At 75.5% G+C, this 18,327-nt stretch carries 16 protein-coding genes; 10 read left to right on the plus strand and 6 right to left on the minus strand.

Translation table 11 applies throughout. The features are described 5' to 3' along the window. Positions 1 to 1,011, plus strand: a 1,011-nt coding sequence (locus tag DMH08_RS31470; protein ID WP_233617920.1) for a lysophospholipid acyltransferase family protein, incomplete at its 5' end; no start/stop codon positions are given. 49 nt (positions 1,012 to 1,060) lie between these two features. Here DMH08_RS31470 and DMH08_RS31475 read toward each other — a convergent pair. Continuing rightward, positions 1,061 to 1,594 (minus strand): helix-turn-helix transcriptional regulator, encoded by a 534-nt coding sequence (locus DMH08_RS31475; RefSeq protein WP_051301470.1) that lies wholly within the window; start codon positions 1,592 to 1,594, stop codon positions 1,061 to 1,063. 164 nt (positions 1,595 to 1,758) lie between these two features. Between DMH08_RS31475 and DMH08_RS31480 the strand changes: the two genes are divergently transcribed. From DMH08_RS31480 to DMH08_RS31515, 8 genes are all read left to right on the plus strand, one after another. Beyond that, positions 1,759 to 3,006: a hypothetical protein gene (locus DMH08_RS31480; protein ID WP_125619611.1), complete on the plus strand. Its 1,248-nt coding sequence runs from the start codon at positions 1,759 to 1,761 to the stop codon at positions 3,004 to 3,006. A 62-nt stretch (positions 3,007 to 3,068) separates the two neighbouring features. Next, positions 3,069 to 5,474, plus strand: coding sequence for a serine/threonine-protein kinase (locus tag DMH08_RS31485; RefSeq protein WP_199748100.1), 2,406 nt, complete (start codon positions 3,069 to 3,071; stop codon positions 5,472 to 5,474). A gap of 46 nt (positions 5,475 to 5,520) precedes the next feature. Then, positions 5,521 to 6,720 (plus strand): protein phosphatase 2C domain-containing protein, encoded by a 1,200-nt coding sequence (locus tag DMH08_RS31490; RefSeq protein ID WP_026405429.1) that lies wholly within the window; start codon positions 5,521 to 5,523, stop codon positions 6,718 to 6,720. Then, complete coding sequence (locus DMH08_RS31495; protein WP_026405428.1) at positions 6,717 to 8,063, plus strand: vWA domain-containing protein; 1,347 nt, start codon at positions 6,717 to 6,719, stop codon at positions 8,061 to 8,063. Before DMH08_RS31490 ends, DMH08_RS31495 begins: the two co-directional genes overlap by 4 nt. 2 nt (positions 8,064 to 8,065) lie before the next feature. Continuing rightward, entirely contained in the window at positions 8,066 to 8,809 is a 744-nt protein-coding gene (locus DMH08_RS31500) for an FHA domain-containing protein (protein WP_026405427.1), read from the plus strand. Beyond that, entirely contained in the window at positions 8,806 to 10,344 is a 1,539-nt protein-coding gene (locus tag DMH08_RS40465) for a hypothetical protein (protein WP_158642421.1), read from the plus strand. The genes DMH08_RS31500 and DMH08_RS40465 overlap by 4 nt, the downstream gene beginning before the upstream one ends. 11 nt (positions 10,345 to 10,355) lie before the next feature. Next, entirely contained in the window at positions 10,356 to 11,240 is an 885-nt protein-coding gene (locus tag DMH08_RS31510) for a glutamate ABC transporter substrate-binding protein (protein WP_034521229.1), read from the plus strand. Positions 11,241 to 11,409: 169 nt separating this feature from the next. Beyond that, positions 11,410 to 12,711, plus strand: coding sequence for a hypothetical protein (locus DMH08_RS31515; RefSeq protein WP_125619615.1), 1,302 nt, complete (start codon positions 11,410 to 11,412; stop codon positions 12,709 to 12,711). On the opposite strand, the gene DMH08_RS31520 is transcribed toward DMH08_RS31515, so the two are convergent. Further along, positions 12,686 to 13,423, minus strand: a complete 738-nt coding sequence (locus tag DMH08_RS31520) for a hypothetical protein (RefSeq protein ID WP_233617921.1) — start codon at positions 13,421 to 13,423, stop codon at positions 12,686 to 12,688. The genes DMH08_RS31515 and DMH08_RS31520 overlap by 26 nt on opposite strands. A 136-nt stretch (positions 13,424 to 13,559) precedes the next feature. On the opposite strand from DMH08_RS31520, the gene DMH08_RS31525 reads away from it, so the two are divergent. After that, on the plus strand, positions 13,560 to 14,078 hold the full coding sequence (locus DMH08_RS31525) for a PH domain-containing protein (protein ID WP_233617922.1): 519 nt from the start codon (positions 13,560 to 13,562) through the stop codon (positions 14,076 to 14,078). Between the two features lie 22 nt (positions 14,079 to 14,100). Here the strand turns inward: DMH08_RS31525 and DMH08_RS31530 are convergent, their stop codons facing one another. The 4 genes from DMH08_RS31530 to DMH08_RS31545 all read right to left on the minus strand — a co-directional run. Continuing rightward, the gene (locus DMH08_RS31530; protein ID WP_125619617.1) at positions 14,101 to 15,522 is read right to left on the minus strand and encodes an NAD(P)/FAD-dependent oxidoreductase; all 1,422 of its coding nucleotides are present in this window, start codon (positions 15,520 to 15,522) and stop codon (positions 14,101 to 14,103) included. A gap of 14 nt (positions 15,523 to 15,536) precedes the next feature. Continuing rightward, positions 15,537 to 16,355 carry an ABC transporter permease gene (locus DMH08_RS31535; protein WP_125619619.1) on the minus strand — a complete coding sequence of 273 codons (819 nt, stop codon included), beginning with the start codon at positions 16,353 to 16,355 and terminating at the stop codon, positions 15,537 to 15,539. Continuing rightward, positions 16,352 to 17,206 (minus strand): ABC transporter permease, encoded by an 855-nt coding sequence (locus DMH08_RS31540; RefSeq protein WP_125619621.1) that lies wholly within the window; start codon positions 17,204 to 17,206, stop codon positions 16,352 to 16,354. The genes DMH08_RS31535 and DMH08_RS31540 overlap by 4 nt, the downstream gene beginning before the upstream one ends. Next, the coding region (locus DMH08_RS31545; protein ID WP_233617923.1) for a polyamine ABC transporter substrate-binding protein at positions 17,206 to 18,327 on the minus strand (1,122 nt) is incomplete at its 5' end. The genes DMH08_RS31545 and DMH08_RS31540, both read right to left, overlap by 1 nt.

Consider the following 18,327-nt stretch of genomic DNA (forward strand, 5'->3'; position numbering starts at 1 on the left):
GACCAGACCACCCCGACCGGCCGCGCCACCCCGCCCGAGCGGGCCTCCGCAACCGGCCGGGTCCCCCTTTCCGGCCGTGCCGCCGGAGTCGACCGGGCCTCCCCGGCCGACCGCGCCACCCCACCCGACCAGACCGCCCCGACCGGCCGGGGCTTTCCCGGGGGTTGGGCGCCGCCGCCGGACGGCCTCGTCCGTGCGGCGCGCCTAGCGCTCGGGCCCTGGCGCGCGTGGACCTCGCCCGTCTTCCACGGCCTGCACCACGTGCCGTCCGGCGGGCCCGTCCTGCTCGTCGGCAACCACACCGTCTACGGCCTGCTGGACGCCCCGCTGATCTTCTTCGAGATCCACCGGCGCCGCGGGGTGTGGGCGCGCTCGCTCGCCGACCACGCGCACTGGCTGGTCCCCGGCTGGCGCACGGTCATGGAGGCCGGCGGGGCGGTGGACGGCACCCCCGGCAACTGCCGGGAGCTGCTGCGGGCCGGGCACCCGGTCGTGGTCTTCCCCGGCGGCGCCCGCGAGGTCACCCGCGCCCGCGAGGACCGGTACCGGCTGCAGTGGGACGGCCGGCTCGGCTTCGCCCGGCTGGCCGTGGAGGCGGGCTGCCCCATCGTCCCGTTCGGCTCCGTCGGGGTCGAGGAGATGTTCACGCCCGTCCTCGACCCCGGCAGCGCGCTCCTCGCCCCGGCCCGCGCGCTCGGCCGGGCCGTCCTCGGCGAGCGCGGCGCGCGCGACGACGTCGTGATGCCGGTCTCCCGGGGGCTCGGGCCGACGCCCGTCCCGCGGCCGGAGCGCCTCTACTTCCGGTTCGGGCCGCCCATCGACACCGCGCCGTGGGCGGGCCGCGCCGGCGACGACCGGGCGGTCGCCGAGGTCCGCGACCTGACCCGCGCGGCGGTCTCCGGGATCATCGACGGGCTCCGGGCCGAGCAGGCCGCCGACCCGGACCGCACGCCGCTGCGCCGCGCCGCCCGCCGTGCCGCCGCGCTCGTCCGGCGGCCGTCCCGCCCCTGACGCGGGCTCGGTGCGGCCCGTCCCGGACGGGACGGGCCGCACCGAGCGGTCAGGGCCTCGGGGCGTGCGCCGGACCGCCGGCGTGCACCGCGGCCTTGCGCCGCTGGAACGGCAGGTAGCGGTCGGTGCGGCGCGGGCGCGCCGGCATTCCGGTGGACTCGACGGCCAGGATGCGGTCGAAGCGGAAGGCGCGGACGCCGCGCCGCATCCGGCACCAGCCGACGAGGTACCAGTGGTCGCGGTGGACGAGCGTGGTGACCGGCTCGACCTCGCGGATCGTGACGTTGGCGCCCGCGTCGCCGTAGCAGAGGCGGACGACGCGGTGCTCGCTGATGGCGGCGGCGACCACGCGGGCGCGGTCGGCCGTGGAGGCGTCCAGGGACGCGGTGAGGGTGGCCAGCGTGGTGCCGACCACGTCGTCGTGGGGGACGGTGTCCAGGAGGGTGCGCAGGGCCCGGCGCGCGGTCGCGGCCTGCGGCCCGGCGCCCAGGTGCGCGAGGGAGAGCGCGAGGGCGGCGATCTCCGCGGCGGAGAGCTCGGTCAGGGCGGGGGCGGTCCTGCGGTGCGTCGCAACGTTCGCCATGGTTCGATAATACGTTCGAACACTGACATTTTGGAGGCCCCGCGGCGCCCCCGGCCTGATCGTCCGCAGTCCTTGAGCCTTGGGGCGGGGATGGGGAAAACTGGCATCAAAACTGCACGGCACGGGGGATGGCAGGGCGAACATGGGCGAGCCATGGACCCGCGTTGGGTGAACCGACGCGCCTGCCGATGAGCCGCGACGAGATCGACCGGACGCTGGCGCATCTGCGGGACGAGAGGGAGCGCATCGGCTCCGCCCTCCTCGAACTGGAGGCCGACCAGGGCTACCAGCTGCTGGAGGGCGCGGCGCCGACCGGGGAGACGCGACGCGTCCAGGCCGCCGTGCGCGCCCGCGCCGGTGCGCTGTGGACACTGTTCGACCTGTACCGCCGCGCCGTCGCCGAGGCCGAGGAGGTCCGCGCCCGGCCCGGCCGGCTCGGGCAGTGGCGGCTGGCCGAGCTCACCCGCCTGCTGGCGGGCCCGGTCGTCGAACTGCCCGCCGCCGAGGTGCCGCTCGAGCACCGCACGCTGCTGCACGTCCCGTCCGGCGAGCGGCTGACGCTGCGCGGGGCCGTCGAGCGGATGACCGGCCTGTACGAGGAGATCGTGCGTGCGGTGGGCCCGCTCGAACGGGTCTGGTCGGCGCTGCTGTCGCGGCTCGCGGAGACCGAGGCGGCCCGGCGCGCCGCCGCGGCGGCGCCGGCGTCCCTCGGCGGGACGGACCCGGAGCTGGCGCGGCTCGACGCCGAGTTCGACGCGCTCGCCGCGCGGGTCCGCGCCGACCCGCTCGCGCTGGCGCCCGGCGGCCGCCCGGACACCGCCCCGCTGGACGCGCTGCGCGCCGGGTTCGTGGACGTCCGGCGGCGGCTGGAGTCGGCGGCGGCGCTGCGCGCCGGGTACGCCGACCGGCTCCGCGCGGTCGCGCGCACGCTCGGCGAGCTGCGCGAAGCGGAGGCGGAGGAGCGCCGGGTCCGGGACGCCGTCGCGGCGAAGATCGCCGGTCCGCCGCCCGCGGCGCGGCCGGCGGCGTCGGCCGGGCTCGCCGACCGGCTGGCCGCCCTCGACCGGGACGCCCGGACGGGCGGCGACCGGACGGGCGGCGGCTGGACGGAGCGGGCGCGGCGGATCGACGACCTCGAGCGCGCGGCCGGCGCGGCGCTGCGCGACGCGCGGGAGGCGGCCGGCGTCGTCCGGGGCCTGCTGGAGCGGCGCGACGAGCTGCGCGGACGGCTCGACGCGTACCGCATGAAGGCCGCCCGGCTCGGCCTCGCCGAGGACGGCGCCACGGCCGGTTTGTACGAGAGGGCGCGCGCGCTGCTGTGGACGTCGCCCTGCGATCTGCGGGAGGCGACCGTCGCCTTGGCGGAGTACCAGCGCGCCGTCTCCGCGCGGGAGAAGGGAGCGGATGGATGAACCAGTGCACCGTGCCGGGATGCACGGGAACCTATGAGGGCGGATTCTGCGTCATATGCGGCATGGCCGCACCCTCCAGCTCCTCCGGTCCCTCCGCCCCGGACGCCTGCGCCCAGGCCGGATGCGGCGGAACGATCACCGACGGCTTCTGCGACGTCTGCGGCGCGCCGCCGGCGGCCGCGGGCGCCGCCGGGACACCGGACGGGGCGGGCGCCGCGAGCGGGACGGCCGCGCCGAGCGGCGCGTGCGACAAGGCGGGATGCGGCGGGACGATCACCGACGGCTTCTGCGACGTGTGCGGCGAGCCCCCGGCCGCGACGTCCGCGACCGGGGTGAGCGGGCCGTCCGCGGGCCGGTCCGTGAGCACCGGCAGCAGGGGCAGCATCGGCACCGGGCGGACGGGCAGCACGCGCACCGCCGGGACGCGGGGGTCCGGGCACCTCGGCGGGCTGGGCGCGGGCCTGGTGAAGGTGCCGCCCGTCCCGTACCGGAACCCGTCCGCGGCCGTGCTGCGCGACCCGAAGGTCGCCGAGAGCAAGCGGTACTGCGGCAACTGCGACGAGCCCGTCGGCCGCAGCCGGGGCGACCGGCCGGGCCGCGCCGAGGGGTTCTGCCCGAAGTGCGGCACCGGGTTCTCGTTCGTCCCGAAGCTGGCGCCCGGCGACCTCGTCGGCGGCCAGTACGACGTGCTCGGCTGCCTGGCGCACGGCGGGCTCGGCTGGATCTACCTCGCCCGCGACAAGAACGTCAGCGACCGCTGGGTCGTGCTGAAGGGCCTGCTGGACAGCGGGGACGCCGACGCGATGGCCGCCGCGGCGGCCGAGAAGGCGTTCCTCGCGGAGGTCGAGCACCCCAACATCGTCAAGATCTACAACTTCGTGCAGCACGACGGCGACGGCTACATCGTCATGGAGTACGTCGGCGGCCGGTCGCTGAAGGACATCCTGCTCCAGCGGCGCGACGAGGGCGCGGAAGCGCTGCCCGTCGCGCAGGCCATCGCCTACGCGCTGGAGGTGCTGCAGGCGTTCGGCTACCTGCACGCCCGGGGCCTGGTGTACTGCGACTTCAAGCCCGACAACGTCATCCAGTTCGAGGAGCAGCTCCGGCTGATCGACCTCGGCGGCGTGCGGCGGCTGGACGACCCGGACGGCGCCATCTACGGCACGGCCGGCTACCAGGCGCCCGAGATCGCCGACGTGGGCCCGTCCGTCAGCTCCGACCTCTACACGGTCGGCCGCACCCTCGCCGTGCTGACCTTCCCCTTCAAGGGCTACACGTCCCGCTTCCGGGAGAACCTCCCGCCCCGGGAGGACGTGCCCGTCCTGAGCAGGTACGAGTCGTTCGACCGCTTCCTCCGCCGCGCGACGCACCGCGACCCGGACGAGCGGTTCCAGGACGCGGCCGAGATGGCCGACCAGCTCACCGGCGTCCTGCGCGAGGTGCTGGCCACCGAGGACGGACGGGCGCGGCCCGCGCCGTCGGCGCTGTTCGGCCCCGAGCGGTTCGCGGCGCGCGCCGCGGGCGAGGAGTCCGACGCGGCCGCGCTGCCGCCCGTCCCGCCGGACACGGCCGCCGCGGCGCTGCCCGTCCCGCTGGTGGACGCCGGCGACCCCGCGGCCGGGTTCCTGGCCGGCCTCACCTCGCTGGGGCCCGCGCAGCTCGCCGCCGCCGTCGGCGGCGCGCCGCAGCGGACGCCGGAGGTGCGGCTGACGCTCGCCCGGGTCAAGATCGAGCTGGGCGAGCACGACGAGGCCGCGCGGCTGCTGGACGAGTTCGCCGCCGACCAGCCGGACGACTGGCGGGTCGAGTGGTACCGGACGGTCGGGCTGCTCGCCCGCGGCCGGGTCGCCGAGGCCGAGCCGCGCTTCGACCGGCTGTACGACCTGCTGCCGGGCGAGGCGGCGCCGAAGCTGGCGCTCGCCTACTGCCGGGAGCACGGCGCGCCCGCCGACGCCGCCCGCCTGTACGAGCTGGTGTGGCGCACCGACGACTCCTACCTCAACGCCGCCTTCGGGCTCGCCCGGGTGCGCCTCTCCGGCGGCGACCGCGCCGGGGCGATCGCCGCCCTCGACACGGTGCCCGAGACGTCGATCCGGCGCACGTCCGCGCAGGTCGCGGCGGTCACGACGGCGGTGCGGGCGCGGCCCGCGGCCGAGCTGACGGCGGCCGAGCTGCTGGCCGCCGGGCAGCGGCTCGGCGGGCTGAGCGCGGACGCCCTGGACGACCGGCGCCGGGACCGGCTCACCGCCGAGATCCTGGAGGCCGCGCTCGACTGGCTGCTCATCGGCCCCGGCCGGTCCGGCGGGACGGCCGGCGCGGAGCTGCTCGGCGCGGAGCTGCGGGAGACGCCGCTGCGCCGCCGCCTCGAGGGCGCGTACCGGCGGCTGGCGAAGGTCGCCCCGGACCGGGACGAGTGCCGGCGGCTCGTCGACGCCGCCAACGCCGTCCGGCCGAGGACCCTGCTGTGACCCGTCCCCCCGCCTCCCCGCCCCCGCTGCAGATTCGGACGACGCCGTGACCCACGACAAGACAGGTGCCAAGGCCGCGGAGCTCTCCTGCCCCGCCTGCGGCGAGATGGTGTACGCGGGCGACGCGTTCTGCGAGGGGTGCGGGCACCGCCTCGGCGGCGCGCCCGTGCCGGTGCCGGCGCCGGCGGGCGCGGAGGTCCGCGCGGGCCGCGAGGGCCGCACCTTCCGGATCAGCACGGCGTCGCTGGCGCGCCGCCGCGCCGCGACCGCGCCGCCCTGCACGGGGTGCGGCGGCACCGCGATCGACGGCGACGGCTACTGCGAGACCTGCGGGCTGCGGCAGCCCGCCGACCGCGACCACGTGGAGACGGCGCTGCCCGCGGGCGCCGGCGCCGGGGCCGCCGTCGCCGGGGTGAGCGACCGCGGCCTGCGCTACAGCCGCAACGAGGACGCGCTCGCCCTCGCCGTCCACGCCGCCGGGATCGCGGCCGTGGTGTCGGACGGGGTGGGGTCGTCGCGGCGCCCCGAGGAGGCGTCCCGCGCGGCGGCCGACACCGGCGCCGCCGAGCTGGCGTCCCGGCTGGACGCGGGCGAGGACCCCGCGGACGCCACGCGCGCGGCGGCGCTCGCGGCGGCGCGGGCCGTCGCCGGGCTGGCCGCGTCCGAGGACGACGCCCCGTCGTGCACCTACGTCTCGGCCGTGACCCGCGGCGGGACCGTCACCGTCGGGTGGGTCGGCGACAGCCGCGCCTACTGGCTCGCCGCCGACGAGCCCGAAGGCGCGGGCGCGCCGGACGGGCGGGACCGCCCGGACGGGCAGGCGGGGCCGGTCGGGCTCGCGGCGTCCAGGCGGCTCACCGAGGACGACTCCTGGGCCGCGATCATGGTCGCCGAGGGCGCGCTGACCGAGGCCGAGGCCGAGGCGCACCCGAACGCGCACGTCATCACGGCGTGGCTCGGCGCGGACGCCGGGGACGTCGCCCCGCACGTCGCGTCGTTCCGCCCGTCCGGACCGGGCACGCTCCTGGTCTGCAGCGACGGGCTGTGGAACTACTTCCCCGCCGCCGGGGACCTGCGGGCGCTCCTGCCCGCCGATCCCGCAGCCGATCCCGCGGCCGATCCGCTGGGCACCGCCCGGACGCTGGTGCGGCACGCCCTCGACGCGGGCGGCCGCGACAACATCACCGTGGCCGTGGTCCCCCTCCCCTCCCCCGACCGTTCCCCGAGCACGGAGCAGCGCCGATGAGCGAGCAGCCGCAGTTCACCGTCAAGGTCGACCAGAACAAGTACCTGCCCGAGGGCGGCCGCGAGGTGCACGCCATCGTCTCGGTCGAGGCGAGCGCCGCGGGCGGGGAGGGCGGCGCGGTCCTCGCCGCCGGGCCCGCGACGCGCGCGTCCGAGGTCGTCATCATCGACACGTCCGGCTCGATGTCCTACCCGGACACCAAGTTGCGCGCCGCCGTCGAGGCCGCGCAGGTCGCCGTGGACACGCTGCGGGACGGCGTCGAGTTCGCGGTCGTGTCCGGTTCGAACGTCGCGACGATGGTGTTCCCGGAGCGGCCCGGGCTCGTCCCGGCGAACGACGAGAACCGCCGGCTGGCCAAGGAGGCGCTCGGCCGGCTGCGCGCGTCCGGCGGCACCGCGATCGGGTCGTGGCTGCGGCTCGCCGACGAGCTGTTCGCCGACCGGGAGGGCATCCGGCACGCGATCCTGCTGACCGACGGCAAGAACCAGCACGAGACGCCCGAGCAGCTCGACGCCGTCCTGTTCCGCTGCGAGGGCCGGTTCATCTGCGACTGCCGCGGCGTCGGCACCGACTGGGAGGTCGCCGAGCTGCGCAAGGTGGCGTCGGCGCTGCTCGGCGGCGTCGACATCGTCCGCGACCCGGCCGGGCTCGTCGCCGACTTCCAGGCGATGACGGAGGCGGCGATGGGCAAGACCGTCGCGGACGTGGCGCTGCGCCTGCAGACCCCGCAGACGGCGAAGCTGAAGTTCGTCAAGCAGGTCCTGCCGACCGTGGAGGACCTCACCGGCCGCCGCGTCGAGGTGCCGCCGCAGGCCGGCGACTACCCGCTGGGCGCGTGGGGCGAGGAGAGCCGCGACTACCACGTGTGCGTGGAGCTGCCGCCCGGCGAGGTCGGCAAGGTGATGCGGGCGGTGTGGGTCAAGCTCGTCGTGCCGGGCCCGCCCGGGGAGGAGGCGCAGGTCCTCGCGACCGGCAACGTCCTCGCCGAGTGGACGGACGACGAGGCGCGCTCGACGCGGATCAACGAGCGGGTCGCGCACTACACCGGGCAGGCGGAGCTGGCGGTCGCGATCCAGGAGGGCCTGCAGGCCCGCGAGCGCGGCGACGAGGACACCGCGACGGCGCGGCTCGGCCGGGCGGTCGTGCTCGCCGACGCGGCCGGCAACGAGGAGATCACCTCGCTGCTGCGCAAGGTCGTGGACGTCGTCGACCCCGCCACCGGCACCGTCCGGCTGAAGAAGAACGTCGACAAGGCCGACGAGATGTCGCTCGACACCCGGTCCACCAAGACCGTCCGCACCCGGAAGGACGAGACCGTCAACAACCGCGCCCAGAAGGGCTGAGCATGGCGATCTGCCCGAGCGGCCACACCTCGCAGTCGGCGGACTTCTGCGACATGTGCGGCACGGCGATCGGCGCCGGGGCCGCGCCGCCCTCCGGTGGGGGCGGGCCGGACGGCGGCACGCCGTGCCCCGACTGCGGCCTGCCCGGCACCGACCGGTTCTGCGAGGGCTGCGGGTACGACTTCGTCGCGGGCGGCGGCCGCCCGACGCGCGATCTCGAACATCCGCCCGCCGTCCCGCCGCTGCCGCCCTCGACGCCCGCGTCGCCTCCGTCGGCGGGCGCGCAGGGCGCGTCGTCGGGCGCGGCGGCGGGCGCGCAGGCGGCCCCGGCGGCCGCGTGGACGGCCGTCGTCGACGCCGACCGCGAGTACTTCAACGCCGTCCTCGCCGAGGAGGGCCCCGACTCGGGGACGCTGGTGTTCCCGCCGTACGCGCCGCAGCGGCGGATCCCGCTGGCGTCCGGGCAGGTCCGCATCGGCCGGCGCAGCTCCACGCAGCCGACGCCGCCCGAGATCGACCTGCGGGAGCCCCCGGAGGACCCGGGCGTCTCGAAGGTCCACGCGGTCCTCCTTGCCAAGCCGGACGGGTCGTGGACGCTCGTCGATCCGGGCTCCACCAACCGCACGTACCTGAACGGGTCCATGGACCCGATCCCACTGAACACGGAGGTTCCGCTGGCCGAGGGAGACCGGATCCACGTGGGCGCCTGGACCACCATCACCCTGACCCGAGGGGAGGCGCCGTGACCGCCGTCGAGCGGACGGCCGCGCCGGCGGCCCCGGACGCGACCGGCGCCGCGGGCGCCCCACAGGCGCCCGCGCACGCGGAACCGCCCGCGCGCCCGCCGACCTCGCGGCGCCTGCTGGCGCCGCCCGTCCCGGCGCCGACCGGGCTGCGCCGGGTCCTGCCGCGCACCGCCGCGTCCCGCGTCCGCGTCCTGTCGGCGCTGGTCGTCGTCGTGCTGCTGGCGCTCCTCGCGGCCACCGCGGCGACGATCGCGCAGGCCCGCGAGGGGATGCGAGTGATCGGGCACGACGCGGGCCCGCAGGTCGTCGCGACCGGCGACCTGTACTCCCAGCTCACCGACATGGACGCGCAGCTCGCGAACGCCCTGCTCGCGGGCGACTCCGAGCCCGCGGCGCGGGCCGAGGCACTGGAGCTGTACGACATGAACCGGCTGCGGGCCGGGGAGGCGCTGATCGAGGCCGCCAAGCTCGCCGACGACCCCACCGAGGAGGACACCGCCCGCGCGCTGGTGGACGCGCTCGCCCGCTACGAGCGGCTCGCCGGGCAGGCGCTGCAGCTGGAGCGGCAGACGCAGCACCAGGCGGGGCCGCCGCCGGAGCAGGTCCTGGCGGTCTACCGCGAGGCGACCGACCTGATGAAGCTGGACCTGCTGCCGAAGGCGTACAACCTCACGCTCGACAACGGCGCGCTCGTCCGCGACACCTACGAACGGCAGCGGTCGGCGGTGCTCACCGGCCTGGCCTGGGTGGTCGCGGTGGGCGTCCTGCTGCTGGCGGCGCTGATCGCCCTCCAGGTGCACCTCGCCGTGCGGTTCCGGCGGCTGCTGAACGTGGGCGCGGCGCTGGCGACGGCAGGCGCGCTCGCCCTGGTCGCGGCGAGCGGCCTCATGCTGTGGGGGCAGGCGGAGAGCCTGCGCAAGGCCAAGGAGCAGGGTTTCGACTCGGTCCTGGCGCTGTCGCGCACGCGCGCCATCAGCAACAACGCCGCCGCCGACCAGACCCGGTTCCTGCTCGACCCGGGACGGACCGACACCTACGAGCAGGTCTACCTGAGCAAGTCGCAGACGGTCCTCTACGTGGACGCCGGGAACCTCGCCGAGTACAACGCGGGCGTGAAGGACGTGCAGTACGAGCCGGGCCGCAGCGACTTCCTCGGGTTCCTCGGCACGGAGGCGAACCGCCCGGTCCAGGACGCGGCGACGCGGGCGCGGATCGCCGGCGTGTTCGGCACCGTGATCGAGGAGTACCGGCGGTTCCAGCAGCGGGACCACGAGATGCGCCGGCTCGTCGCGAGCGACCGCCGCGCGGACGCCGTCCGGGCGCGGGGCGCGCTGACCGCGCAGTTCCGGCAGTACGACGAGGCTCTGGAAGAGCTCGAGGAGATCCGCCAGGCCGCGTTCGACGAGGCCGTCGAGGAGGGCGACTCGGGCACCCGCGGCTGGTACGGCGTGCTGCCCGTCGCGGGCCTCGTCATCGTCGTGCTCCTGCTCGCCGGGGTCTGGCCCCGCCTGTCGGAGTACCGGTGGTCGAAGTGAGAGGACGGACGATGCGGCGCTTCGCGAACGCGGGCGGGACGGGGCGGGCGCGGCGCGCGGGGGCCGCGCTGCTCGGGGCGGCGGCACTGCTCGCCGCCGCCGCCTGCGGCGTCGGCTCCGCCGAAGCCGAGTCGGTGGCCGGGGCGGAGGAACTGGTCATCGGCGTCAACCGGGACCAGCCGGGCGTCGGCCTGCGGGTCGCCGAAGGCGACGGCTACGACGCGTTCCAGGGCTTCGACATCCGCGTCGCCAAGGAGATCGCCCGCAACCTCGGCGTCAACGCCGCGAACGTGAGACTCCGGGAAGTGACCTCCGACAACCGCGAGGAGCTCCTGGCGGACGGCAAGGTCGACCTGGTGGTCGCCAGCTTCTCCATCACACCGGATCGAAAGCGGGACGCGACGTTCGCGGGTCCGTACTACGTCGCGCACCAGGACCTCATGGTCCGCGAGGCCGACGCCGCCCGGATCCGCAGCATCCACGACCTCGCGGGCCGGAAGGTCTGCCGGGTCGCCGGGTCGACGTCGTTCCCCCGCATCCGCGACGAGCAGGGCGTCCTCGCGGATCCGGTGGACGCCGGCGGCTACGGCGAGTGCCTCGACCTGCTCGTCCGGGGGCGGCTCGACGCAGTGTCGACCGACGACCTGATCCTGGCGGGCCTGGCGCGGGAGGCGGCCGCCGACGGCCACTCCATGCGGATCGTGAACGCCCCCATATCGGACGAGCGCTACGGCGTCGCGCTACGGCGCGGCGACGTGGAGGGCTGCGAGGCCGTCAACGAGGCGATCACCCGGATGTACCAGGACGACACGATCCCGATCCACCTGGAGCGGTGGTTCGGGACGACCGAGCTGGAGCTGGTGGAGACCGTCCCGCAGTTCGAGGGCTGCGAGTGATCCGCGGCACCCGGCCGGGAACGGGACACGCGGGCGTTTCCAGACGGATGAATCCGCCGAGTCAGTGAGATCAGTCGGTTACGTAAGTTCCGGTCGGCGCACATGATCGTAAGTTATGGTCGCGATCTATATCCGTTCCGGTAATCGCCACCCCGGCCCGAGGAGTGCCATGACGACGGTCGTCCTGATCGTGATGTGCGTCGTGGTCGGGGGCCTGGAACTCTACGCGGGCAGGCAGAGCCGGAACCAGGCCCGTGCGTTCACCCGCCGGGTCGACGAGCTGAACGAGCAGGTGACCAAGCAGAACAACGTCCTGGTGACGGTCGGCGAGCAGCTCACCGCCGAGCTCGCGCGGGTGAAGCGGGACGTGCTGCCCGCCCTCGACGACCGCGTCCGCCGCACCACCGGCCGCGTCGAGGAGCTCGCGGACGTCGTGCACCGCGCGGACGAGTTCGTCCGCACCCAGGCGGGGCGGCTGCGCGACCTGGAGCAGCAGCGCGTCACGCTCGCCGCGCTGCGCCGCAAGCTGGCGGAGATCGAGACGTCGGTGCGGGACGCCGTCGGGTCCGGCGGCGCCGACGCCTCCGCGGACGTGCGCGAGCAGGTCGACACCGCGCTGGAGCGGCTCGCCGACCTCGAACGCGGCGGCGCGGAGATCCTGGAGCTGCAGCGCACCCTCACCCGCACGCTCGAGGACGTCGAGGACATCGTCGCCGAGCTGCTGCAGTTCACGGAGGGGGCGCTCGACGACGCCGTCACGTCCGCGCTGACCGGCGGCGCGCCCCGGGCCCTGCCCGCCGGGTCCGGCGGCGCCCCGGGCGGCCCGTCCGGCGGCCCGTCCGGCGGCCCGTCCGGCGGCCTGCCGGGCGGCGACCCGCGCGACGCGGCCGTCACCGCGACGGGACGGCTGTGGACCCGCGACGACCAGCTCGAGGACATCCTCACCGACGTCTACGAGCGGTGCGTCCGCGCGAACCGGCTGAGCGTCCGCTTCCGCACCGCCGAGGGCGCGGACGGCCTCGAACCGGGCTCGCCCGAGCGCCGCCGTTACTTCCTCGGCGGGCAGCTCCCCGACGACCTCGCCGGCGCGTTCAGCGCGCTGCTCATCTCGACCGGCGCCGACCTGCCGCACGGCGGGCTCGCCGGGAACGGCGGCGGGCGGCGCGGCCTCGCCCGCGTCGAGCCCGGCATGCCCGCCGGCGTGGAGCCGGCGCGCCCGCCCGAGGACGAGGCGGCGCTGAAGGCGCTGCTGCGCACCCTCGCCGAGTGCTCCGGCGGCGTCGCGCAGATCGGCCCGCTGATGGCCGTCCGCACCCGGGACGAACTGGTGTGCGCGGTCCTGACCGCCGGGCAGTCGCTGGAACTGGAGAGCGACGAGGTGTTCTGGGACCCCGCCGCGGCCGCCGACCGGCTCCGCCGGCTGCCGTCCCACCAGCTGTGGGACCTCACCGCGTGGGCCGCGACCCCCTAGGCAGCGCGTGCGCCGCGACACCGTAGGCCCGGACCGTCCGCTCCGCCGGGTCCCCCATCCGGACGTACAGCGGGCAGCGGACCTCCCGCGTCACCGGGTCGACCTCCGCGCACAGCCCGACGCCCGCGGCGCGGTCGAGGAACACGACGTTCTCGACCGCGCGCGCGCCGCGCACCGCGTACGGGACGGAGTCGGCGTCCCCCGTGTCGAACAGCTCCTCGAAGGTGAGCCGCCGCGCGAACCGCAGCAGGACGGCCGCGTCCACGACGCGGCTGCCGACGGCCGCCGACGGCCCCGCCACCACGATCCCGAAGCTGGGGTTCTCCCGCCCCCGCACGTAGATCTCCCGGTCGGGCTCCAGGCCGCGGCGCCGGTCGGGCACCTGGAGCCCGAACCCCGCCTCGCCGTCCAGGAACGCGGGCGGGCCGAAGCCGTCCCCCGCCCGTCCCGGGACGCGCGCCGCCCCGGCGGGCCGCTCCCAGCCGGGCAGGTACACGCCGAGGCCGCGCAGCAGCAGCCGCCAGATGGGCCGCACCGTGACGTCGGGCGTGAAGTCGACGTCCGGCGTGAAGTCCACGCGGGTCTCGGCGGCGTGGCCGGGCGCCGTGTCCGGCCCGGGACCCGGGCGCGCCCCGGGTGCCGTCCCGCCGGTCGCTCCCGCACTCGTCCCGCCGCCCATGCCGCCGCCCGCACCGCCGCCCATGCCGACCATGCCGACCATCATCAGGCGCCGCCCCGCCGCGCACAACCGGGACGCGGACGCCCGCCGTCCTCACCGCCAGGCCCCTGCACGGGCGGCGAGCGGTCGGCTACCTTGGAAGCATCCGGATCATGACGAGGACGCCGCCGTGAATCTGCAGGACATGATGGTGCACCGCGACAACTCGACGCGGACCGTCGACCGCTACCTGATGGGGCACGAGGGGCGCGTCATCGCGGTGCGCCGCCACCCAGCCGTGCTGCTGGCGCCCGTCGTCGCGTTCGTCGCCGGGCTGATCGTCTGCGGCGCCGCCGCCACCGTCACCGGCGTCTTCTGGATCTGGTGGCTGTGGCTGGTGCCCGTCGGCTACCTGCTGTGGAAGGTCATCGCCTGGTCGCTGGAGTTCTTCATCGTCACCGAGCACCGCGTCATGGTGATCAACGGCGTGCTCAACCGGACGGTCGCGATGATGCCGCTCGCGAAGGTCACCGACATCAACCTGGAGCGCTCGGTCCTCGGCCAGATGCTCGGCTACGGCGAGTTCGTCATGGAGTCCGCGGGAGACAAGCAGGCGCTGCGCAACGTCAGCTTCATGCCGTACCCGGAGCAGCTCTACCTGGAGGTGTCGTCGGTCATCTTCGGCACGATCGACGAGTCCCCCGACTGACCCGGCCGGACCGGCCGGACCGTCAGCTGCCGAACCCGGCGCCGACGCGGTCGAGCGCGCGCAGCCACGGTCCGCGGCGCCCGTCCCGCCGGTCGGCCCGCGCCAGCGCCCGCCGCGTCAGCGCGATCGCCCCGTACCGCAGCGGCTCCGGCGGGAACGGGACGGGCGCGTCCCGGACCATCGCCAGCCGCGTGCGCTCCGTCTCCTCGCCGGGGCGGAGCCCGACGCTCAGCAGGTCGAGCATGACGTCCGCGCCGAACCGGGTCGCGCCGACGCCCAGGCCGGTGTAGCCCGCCGCGTACGCGAGCCGGTCGTCGTGCGCGGTGCCGAAGAACGCGCAGAACCGGGTGCAGGTGTCGACCACCCCGCCCCACGCGTGCGCGAACCGGACGCCGTCCAGCTGCGGGAACGTGTCGAAGAAGTTCCGCGCGAGCGCCGCGAACGCGGCGGGGCGGCGCTCCAGGCGGGCGCCGATCCGGCCGCCGAAGTGGTACACCGCGTCGTAGCCGCCCCACACGATCCGGCCGTCCGCCGTCAGCCGGGCGTAGTGGTAGCGGTTGCCGCTGTCGACCACGCCCTGCCGGCGCCGCCACCCCACGGCGTCCCGCTGCGCCCGCGACAGCGGCTCGGTGACCAGCGCGTACTCGTACACGGGGACGACGAGGCCGCGCATCCGCCGCAGCAGCGGCGGGAACGCGCCCGTCGCCAGCGCCACCCGGTGCGCCCCGACCGCCCCGTGCGCGCCGTCCAGCCGCAGCCGCCCGCCGTCCCGGCGCAGCCCCGTCACGCGGGTGCCCTCGTAGATCCGCACGCCCAGCGAGCGGCACGCGTCCGCCAAGCCCCACGCCAGCTTCGCCGGATGCACCAGCGCGACCGCGTGCCGGTCCCACAGGCCGGCGAGGTACGTCGGCGAGCCCACCTCGGCGCGGACGCCGTCGCGGCCCAGCAGCATCGGCTCCCAGCCGAGGTCGAAGGCGTGCTCCGCCTCCTCCTCCAGCAGCGGCACCTGCCACTCCCGCGTCGCGACCGTCAGCTGCCCGGTCGCGTCCCACTCCGCGTCGACGCCGTACCGGGTGAGCGTCGCCGCGATGGCCTGGAGGTTCTCCCAGCCGAGCCGCTCCAGCGCCTCCATGTCGTCCGGCCACCGCCCGACCCCGTTGAGGAGGCCGTGCGTGAGGCTGGCCGAGCAGAACCCGCCGTTGCGGCCGGACGCCGCCGAACCGATCCGGCCCGCCTCCAGGACGACGACGTCCAGCGACGGGTCGCGCTCCTTGGCCCGCAGGGCCGTCCACAGCCCGCCGTAGCCGCCGCCGACGACCGCCAGGTCGCACGTCCGGCGGCCCGTCAGCACCGGCCCCGGGTCGGGCCGCGCCGCACCCGCCGTCCAGAACGGGACGGGCTCCGCCTCCGCCAGCGCCCTCGCCGCGTCCGCCACCGCACCCATGTCCGCTCTCCTCCTCATCCGTCGCCCCGCCCCCGCCGGGACGGCCCGGCCGCGCGGCGGAACGTGCGCCGCGCCGAGGCGACCGCGACGAGCACCCCGGCGGCGAAGATCAGCGTCCCCATCACATTGACCTGCGGCGGCGTCCCCGTCCGCGTCGACCCGTACACCCACAGCGGGAACGTCACGGTCGCACCGCCGGTGAAGCTCGCGACCACGAAGTCGTCCACGGACAGGACGAACGCCAGCAGCGCGCCCGCCGCCACCCCCGGCCGGATCATCGGCAGCGTGACCAGCCGGAACCGCGTCCACGGCCCGGCGCCCAGGTCCCGCGCGGCCTCCCCCACCGCCGGGTCGAGCCCGACCGCCCGGGCCCGGACCGTCACCGTCACGAACGCCAGCGAGAACATCACGTGCCCGGCCAGGATCGTCAGGTGGCCGCGCGGCACCCCGAACGTGACGAACATCGACAGCAGCGACGCGCCCATCACGATCTCCGGGCAGGCGATCGCCGCGAACAGCAGCAGGTCCGCCGCCCGCCGCCCCCGGAACCGGCGCCGCGCGAGCGCCAGCCCCGCGCACGTCCCGGCGGCCGTCGTCACGGCCGTGCTCGCCAGCGCGATCGCCAGCGAGTCGACCAGCGACCGGGTAAGGTCGCTCCGGTCGAACAGGTGCGCGTACCACTTGAGCGTGAAGCCCTCCCAGCGGACGTTCTGCTTGCCCTGGACGTCGTTGAACCCGAACAGGACCATCACCGCGATCGGCAGCACCAGCCACCCGATCAGCAGCAGCGTCCAGACGTGCAGCGCGTCGACGCGGCGCCCGGCGCGCCTCATCGGGCGGCCTCCAGGACGCCGCGCGTCCCCAGCGTCCGCGCGTACACGAAGATCGCGACGAGCAGAATCGCCGTCAGCGTGAACGACAGCGCGGACGCCACCGGGTACGCGCCGGTCTCGAAGTACTCGGCCCGGATCACGTTGCCGATCATGGTGTCGCCGGGCCCGCCCAGCACCTCGGCGTTCACGAAGTCGGCCGCCGCCGGGACGAACGTCATGATCGCCCCCGCGAACACGCCGGGCAGCGACAGCGGCAGCACCACCCGCCCGAACGCCTGCGCGCGCCCCGCGTACAGGTCGCGCGCGGCCTCGACCGTCCGGGGGTCGATCCGCACCAGCGCCGCGTAGACCGGCAGGACCATGAACGGCAGGAAGTTGTAGGCGAGCCCCGCCACCACCGCGAACCCCGTGTCGAGCACGTGGAAGCCCTCCGGAAGCAGCCCGCGGCCGCGCAACGGCCCCAGGACCGGGCCGTTGTCGGACAGCACGTGCCGCCACGCCACCGTGCGCAGGACGAACGAGACGAAGTACGGCGACAGCATCAGCAGCAGGTACGTGGTCTTCCAGCGGCCCGCGCGGAAGGCGATCCAGTAAGCCGCCGGGTAGCCGACCACGGCGCACACCGCCGTCGCCAGGAACCCGTACCACAGCGAACGGGCGAACGTCCCGCCGTACGTGGACAGACCTTCGGCGTAGTTCTGCCAGTGCAGCGTCTGCCGGAACCCGTCGACGAGATTCCCCGTCTGCAAGGACAGCGACACCATGAACGACAGCGGGACCACGAAGAAGGCCAGCAGCCACAGCCCCGCGGGCAGGACCATCAGGTAGGGCGCGAAACGTCCGCGGCCCATCAAGCGCCCCTGACGACGGCCTGGAACGTCTTCTGGTACACGTCGACCTCATCCTGGGAGAGCCGCCGGTAATGCCGCAGCCGCGCCATGTCGCCCTCGGACGGGAACACCAGCGGGCTCTCGCTCAACCTGGTGAGGTCCTCCTTCTCCTCCCCGCTCGCTTCGGCCGCGTGCCGCGCCACGATCTCCCGCACCTCCGGCACCGGCGTGATGTAGTTGACGAACTCCGTCAGCGGCGCGTTGTTCTCGGGCGCGTACAGCCAGTCCATGAGGGCGAGCGCGTCGACCGGGTTCTCGGCGGTCACGGGCACGCACAGGTTGTCCGTCCAGATCGTCCCGCCCTCTTCGGGCACGACGAACCGCACGTCCGGGCTCGTCAGGCTGTAGACGTCCCCGGACCACGCCATGGTCAGCCACACGTCGCCCTTGCTGACCGCGTCCACATAGTTCTGCTCGTAGTACTTGCGGACGATCCCCGCGTCCCGCTGCTCCCGCAGCGTCCCGGCCGCCCGCTCCCAGTCGGCCCGCGTCGACTTCTCCGGATCGATCCCCAGGTGCAGCATCCCGAAGTTGCCCAGTTCCTGGGTGTCGCTCATCATCCCGACCCGGCCCTTGTAGCGGGCGTCGAACAGCTGCGCGATGCTCGTGATCTCCTCGTCCACGTACTTCGTGTTGTACGCGATCCCCGTGATCCCCGCCTGGTACGGAACGGTGAACTCGTTGCCCGGATCGTAGGAAGGGTCCTTGAAGCCCGGCCCCGCGTGCGCCGCGAAGTTCTTCAGCCGCCCGTGGTCGAGCGGCGCCAGGTAACCCAGCCGCCGACACCGTTCCAAATGGATCCCGTTCGTCATCACCATCAGGTCGAACCCGATCGACTGCCCGGCCGCCAGCGGAGCCTGGATCTTGCCGAACCACGGGCCCATCTCCTGGATGACCTCCCGGTAGGTCACCTCGATGCCCGCATCCGCCTCGAACGCCTCGATCGTCGCGCGGTCGTCCTGCATGTACCCCGGCCAGTTCGCCCAGCGGAGCCGCCCGTTCCGCGACTTCCCCGACCAGAACTCGTCCCCCTCCACCGGCTTCCCGCGCCCCTCGACGCCGCACCCGGCCAGCACCAGCCC

The sequence above is a fragment of the Actinomadura sp. WAC 06369 genome, assembly GCF_003947565.1.
GTDB classification, from domain to species: Bacteria; Actinomycetota; Actinomycetes; order Streptosporangiales; family Streptosporangiaceae; genus Spirillospora; species Spirillospora rifamycini.

Excerpts from the sequence above, each read along its gene's own strand:
- DMH08_RS31510 (WP_034521229.1), top strand. The coding sequence starts at position 10,356 with ATGCGGCGCTTCGCGAACGCGGGCGGGACGGGGCGGGCGCGGCGCGCG.
- DMH08_RS31540 (WP_125619621.1), bottom strand. The coding sequence starts at position 17,206 with ATGGGCCGCGGACGTTTCGCGCCCTACCTGATGGTCCTGCCCGCGGGG.
- DMH08_RS31485 (WP_199748100.1), top strand. The coding sequence starts at position 3,069 with ATGGCCGCACCCTCCAGCTCCTCCGGTCCCTCCGCCCCGGACGCCTGC.
- DMH08_RS31515 (WP_125619615.1), top strand. The coding sequence starts at position 11,410 with ATGACGACGGTCGTCCTGATCGTGATGTGCGTCGTGGTCGGGGGCCTG.
- DMH08_RS31530 (WP_125619617.1), bottom strand. The coding sequence starts at position 15,522 with ATGGGTGCGGTGGCGGACGCGGCGAGGGCGCTGGCGGAGGCGGAGCCC.
- DMH08_RS31495 (WP_026405428.1), top strand. The coding sequence starts at position 6,717 with ATGAGCGAGCAGCCGCAGTTCACCGTCAAGGTCGACCAGAACAAGTAC.
- DMH08_RS31500 (WP_026405427.1), top strand. The coding sequence starts at position 8,066 with ATGGCGATCTGCCCGAGCGGCCACACCTCGCAGTCGGCGGACTTCTGC.
- DMH08_RS31520 (WP_233617921.1), bottom strand. The coding sequence starts at position 13,423 with ATGGTCGGCATGGGCGGCGGTGCGGGCGGCGGCATGGGCGGCGGGACG.
- DMH08_RS31535 (WP_125619619.1), bottom strand. The coding sequence starts at position 16,355 with ATGAGGCGCGCCGGGCGCCGCGTCGACGCGCTGCACGTCTGGACGCTG.
- DMH08_RS31475 (WP_051301470.1), bottom strand. The coding sequence starts at position 1,594 with ATGGCGAACGTTGCGACGCACCGCAGGACCGCCCCCGCCCTGACCGAG.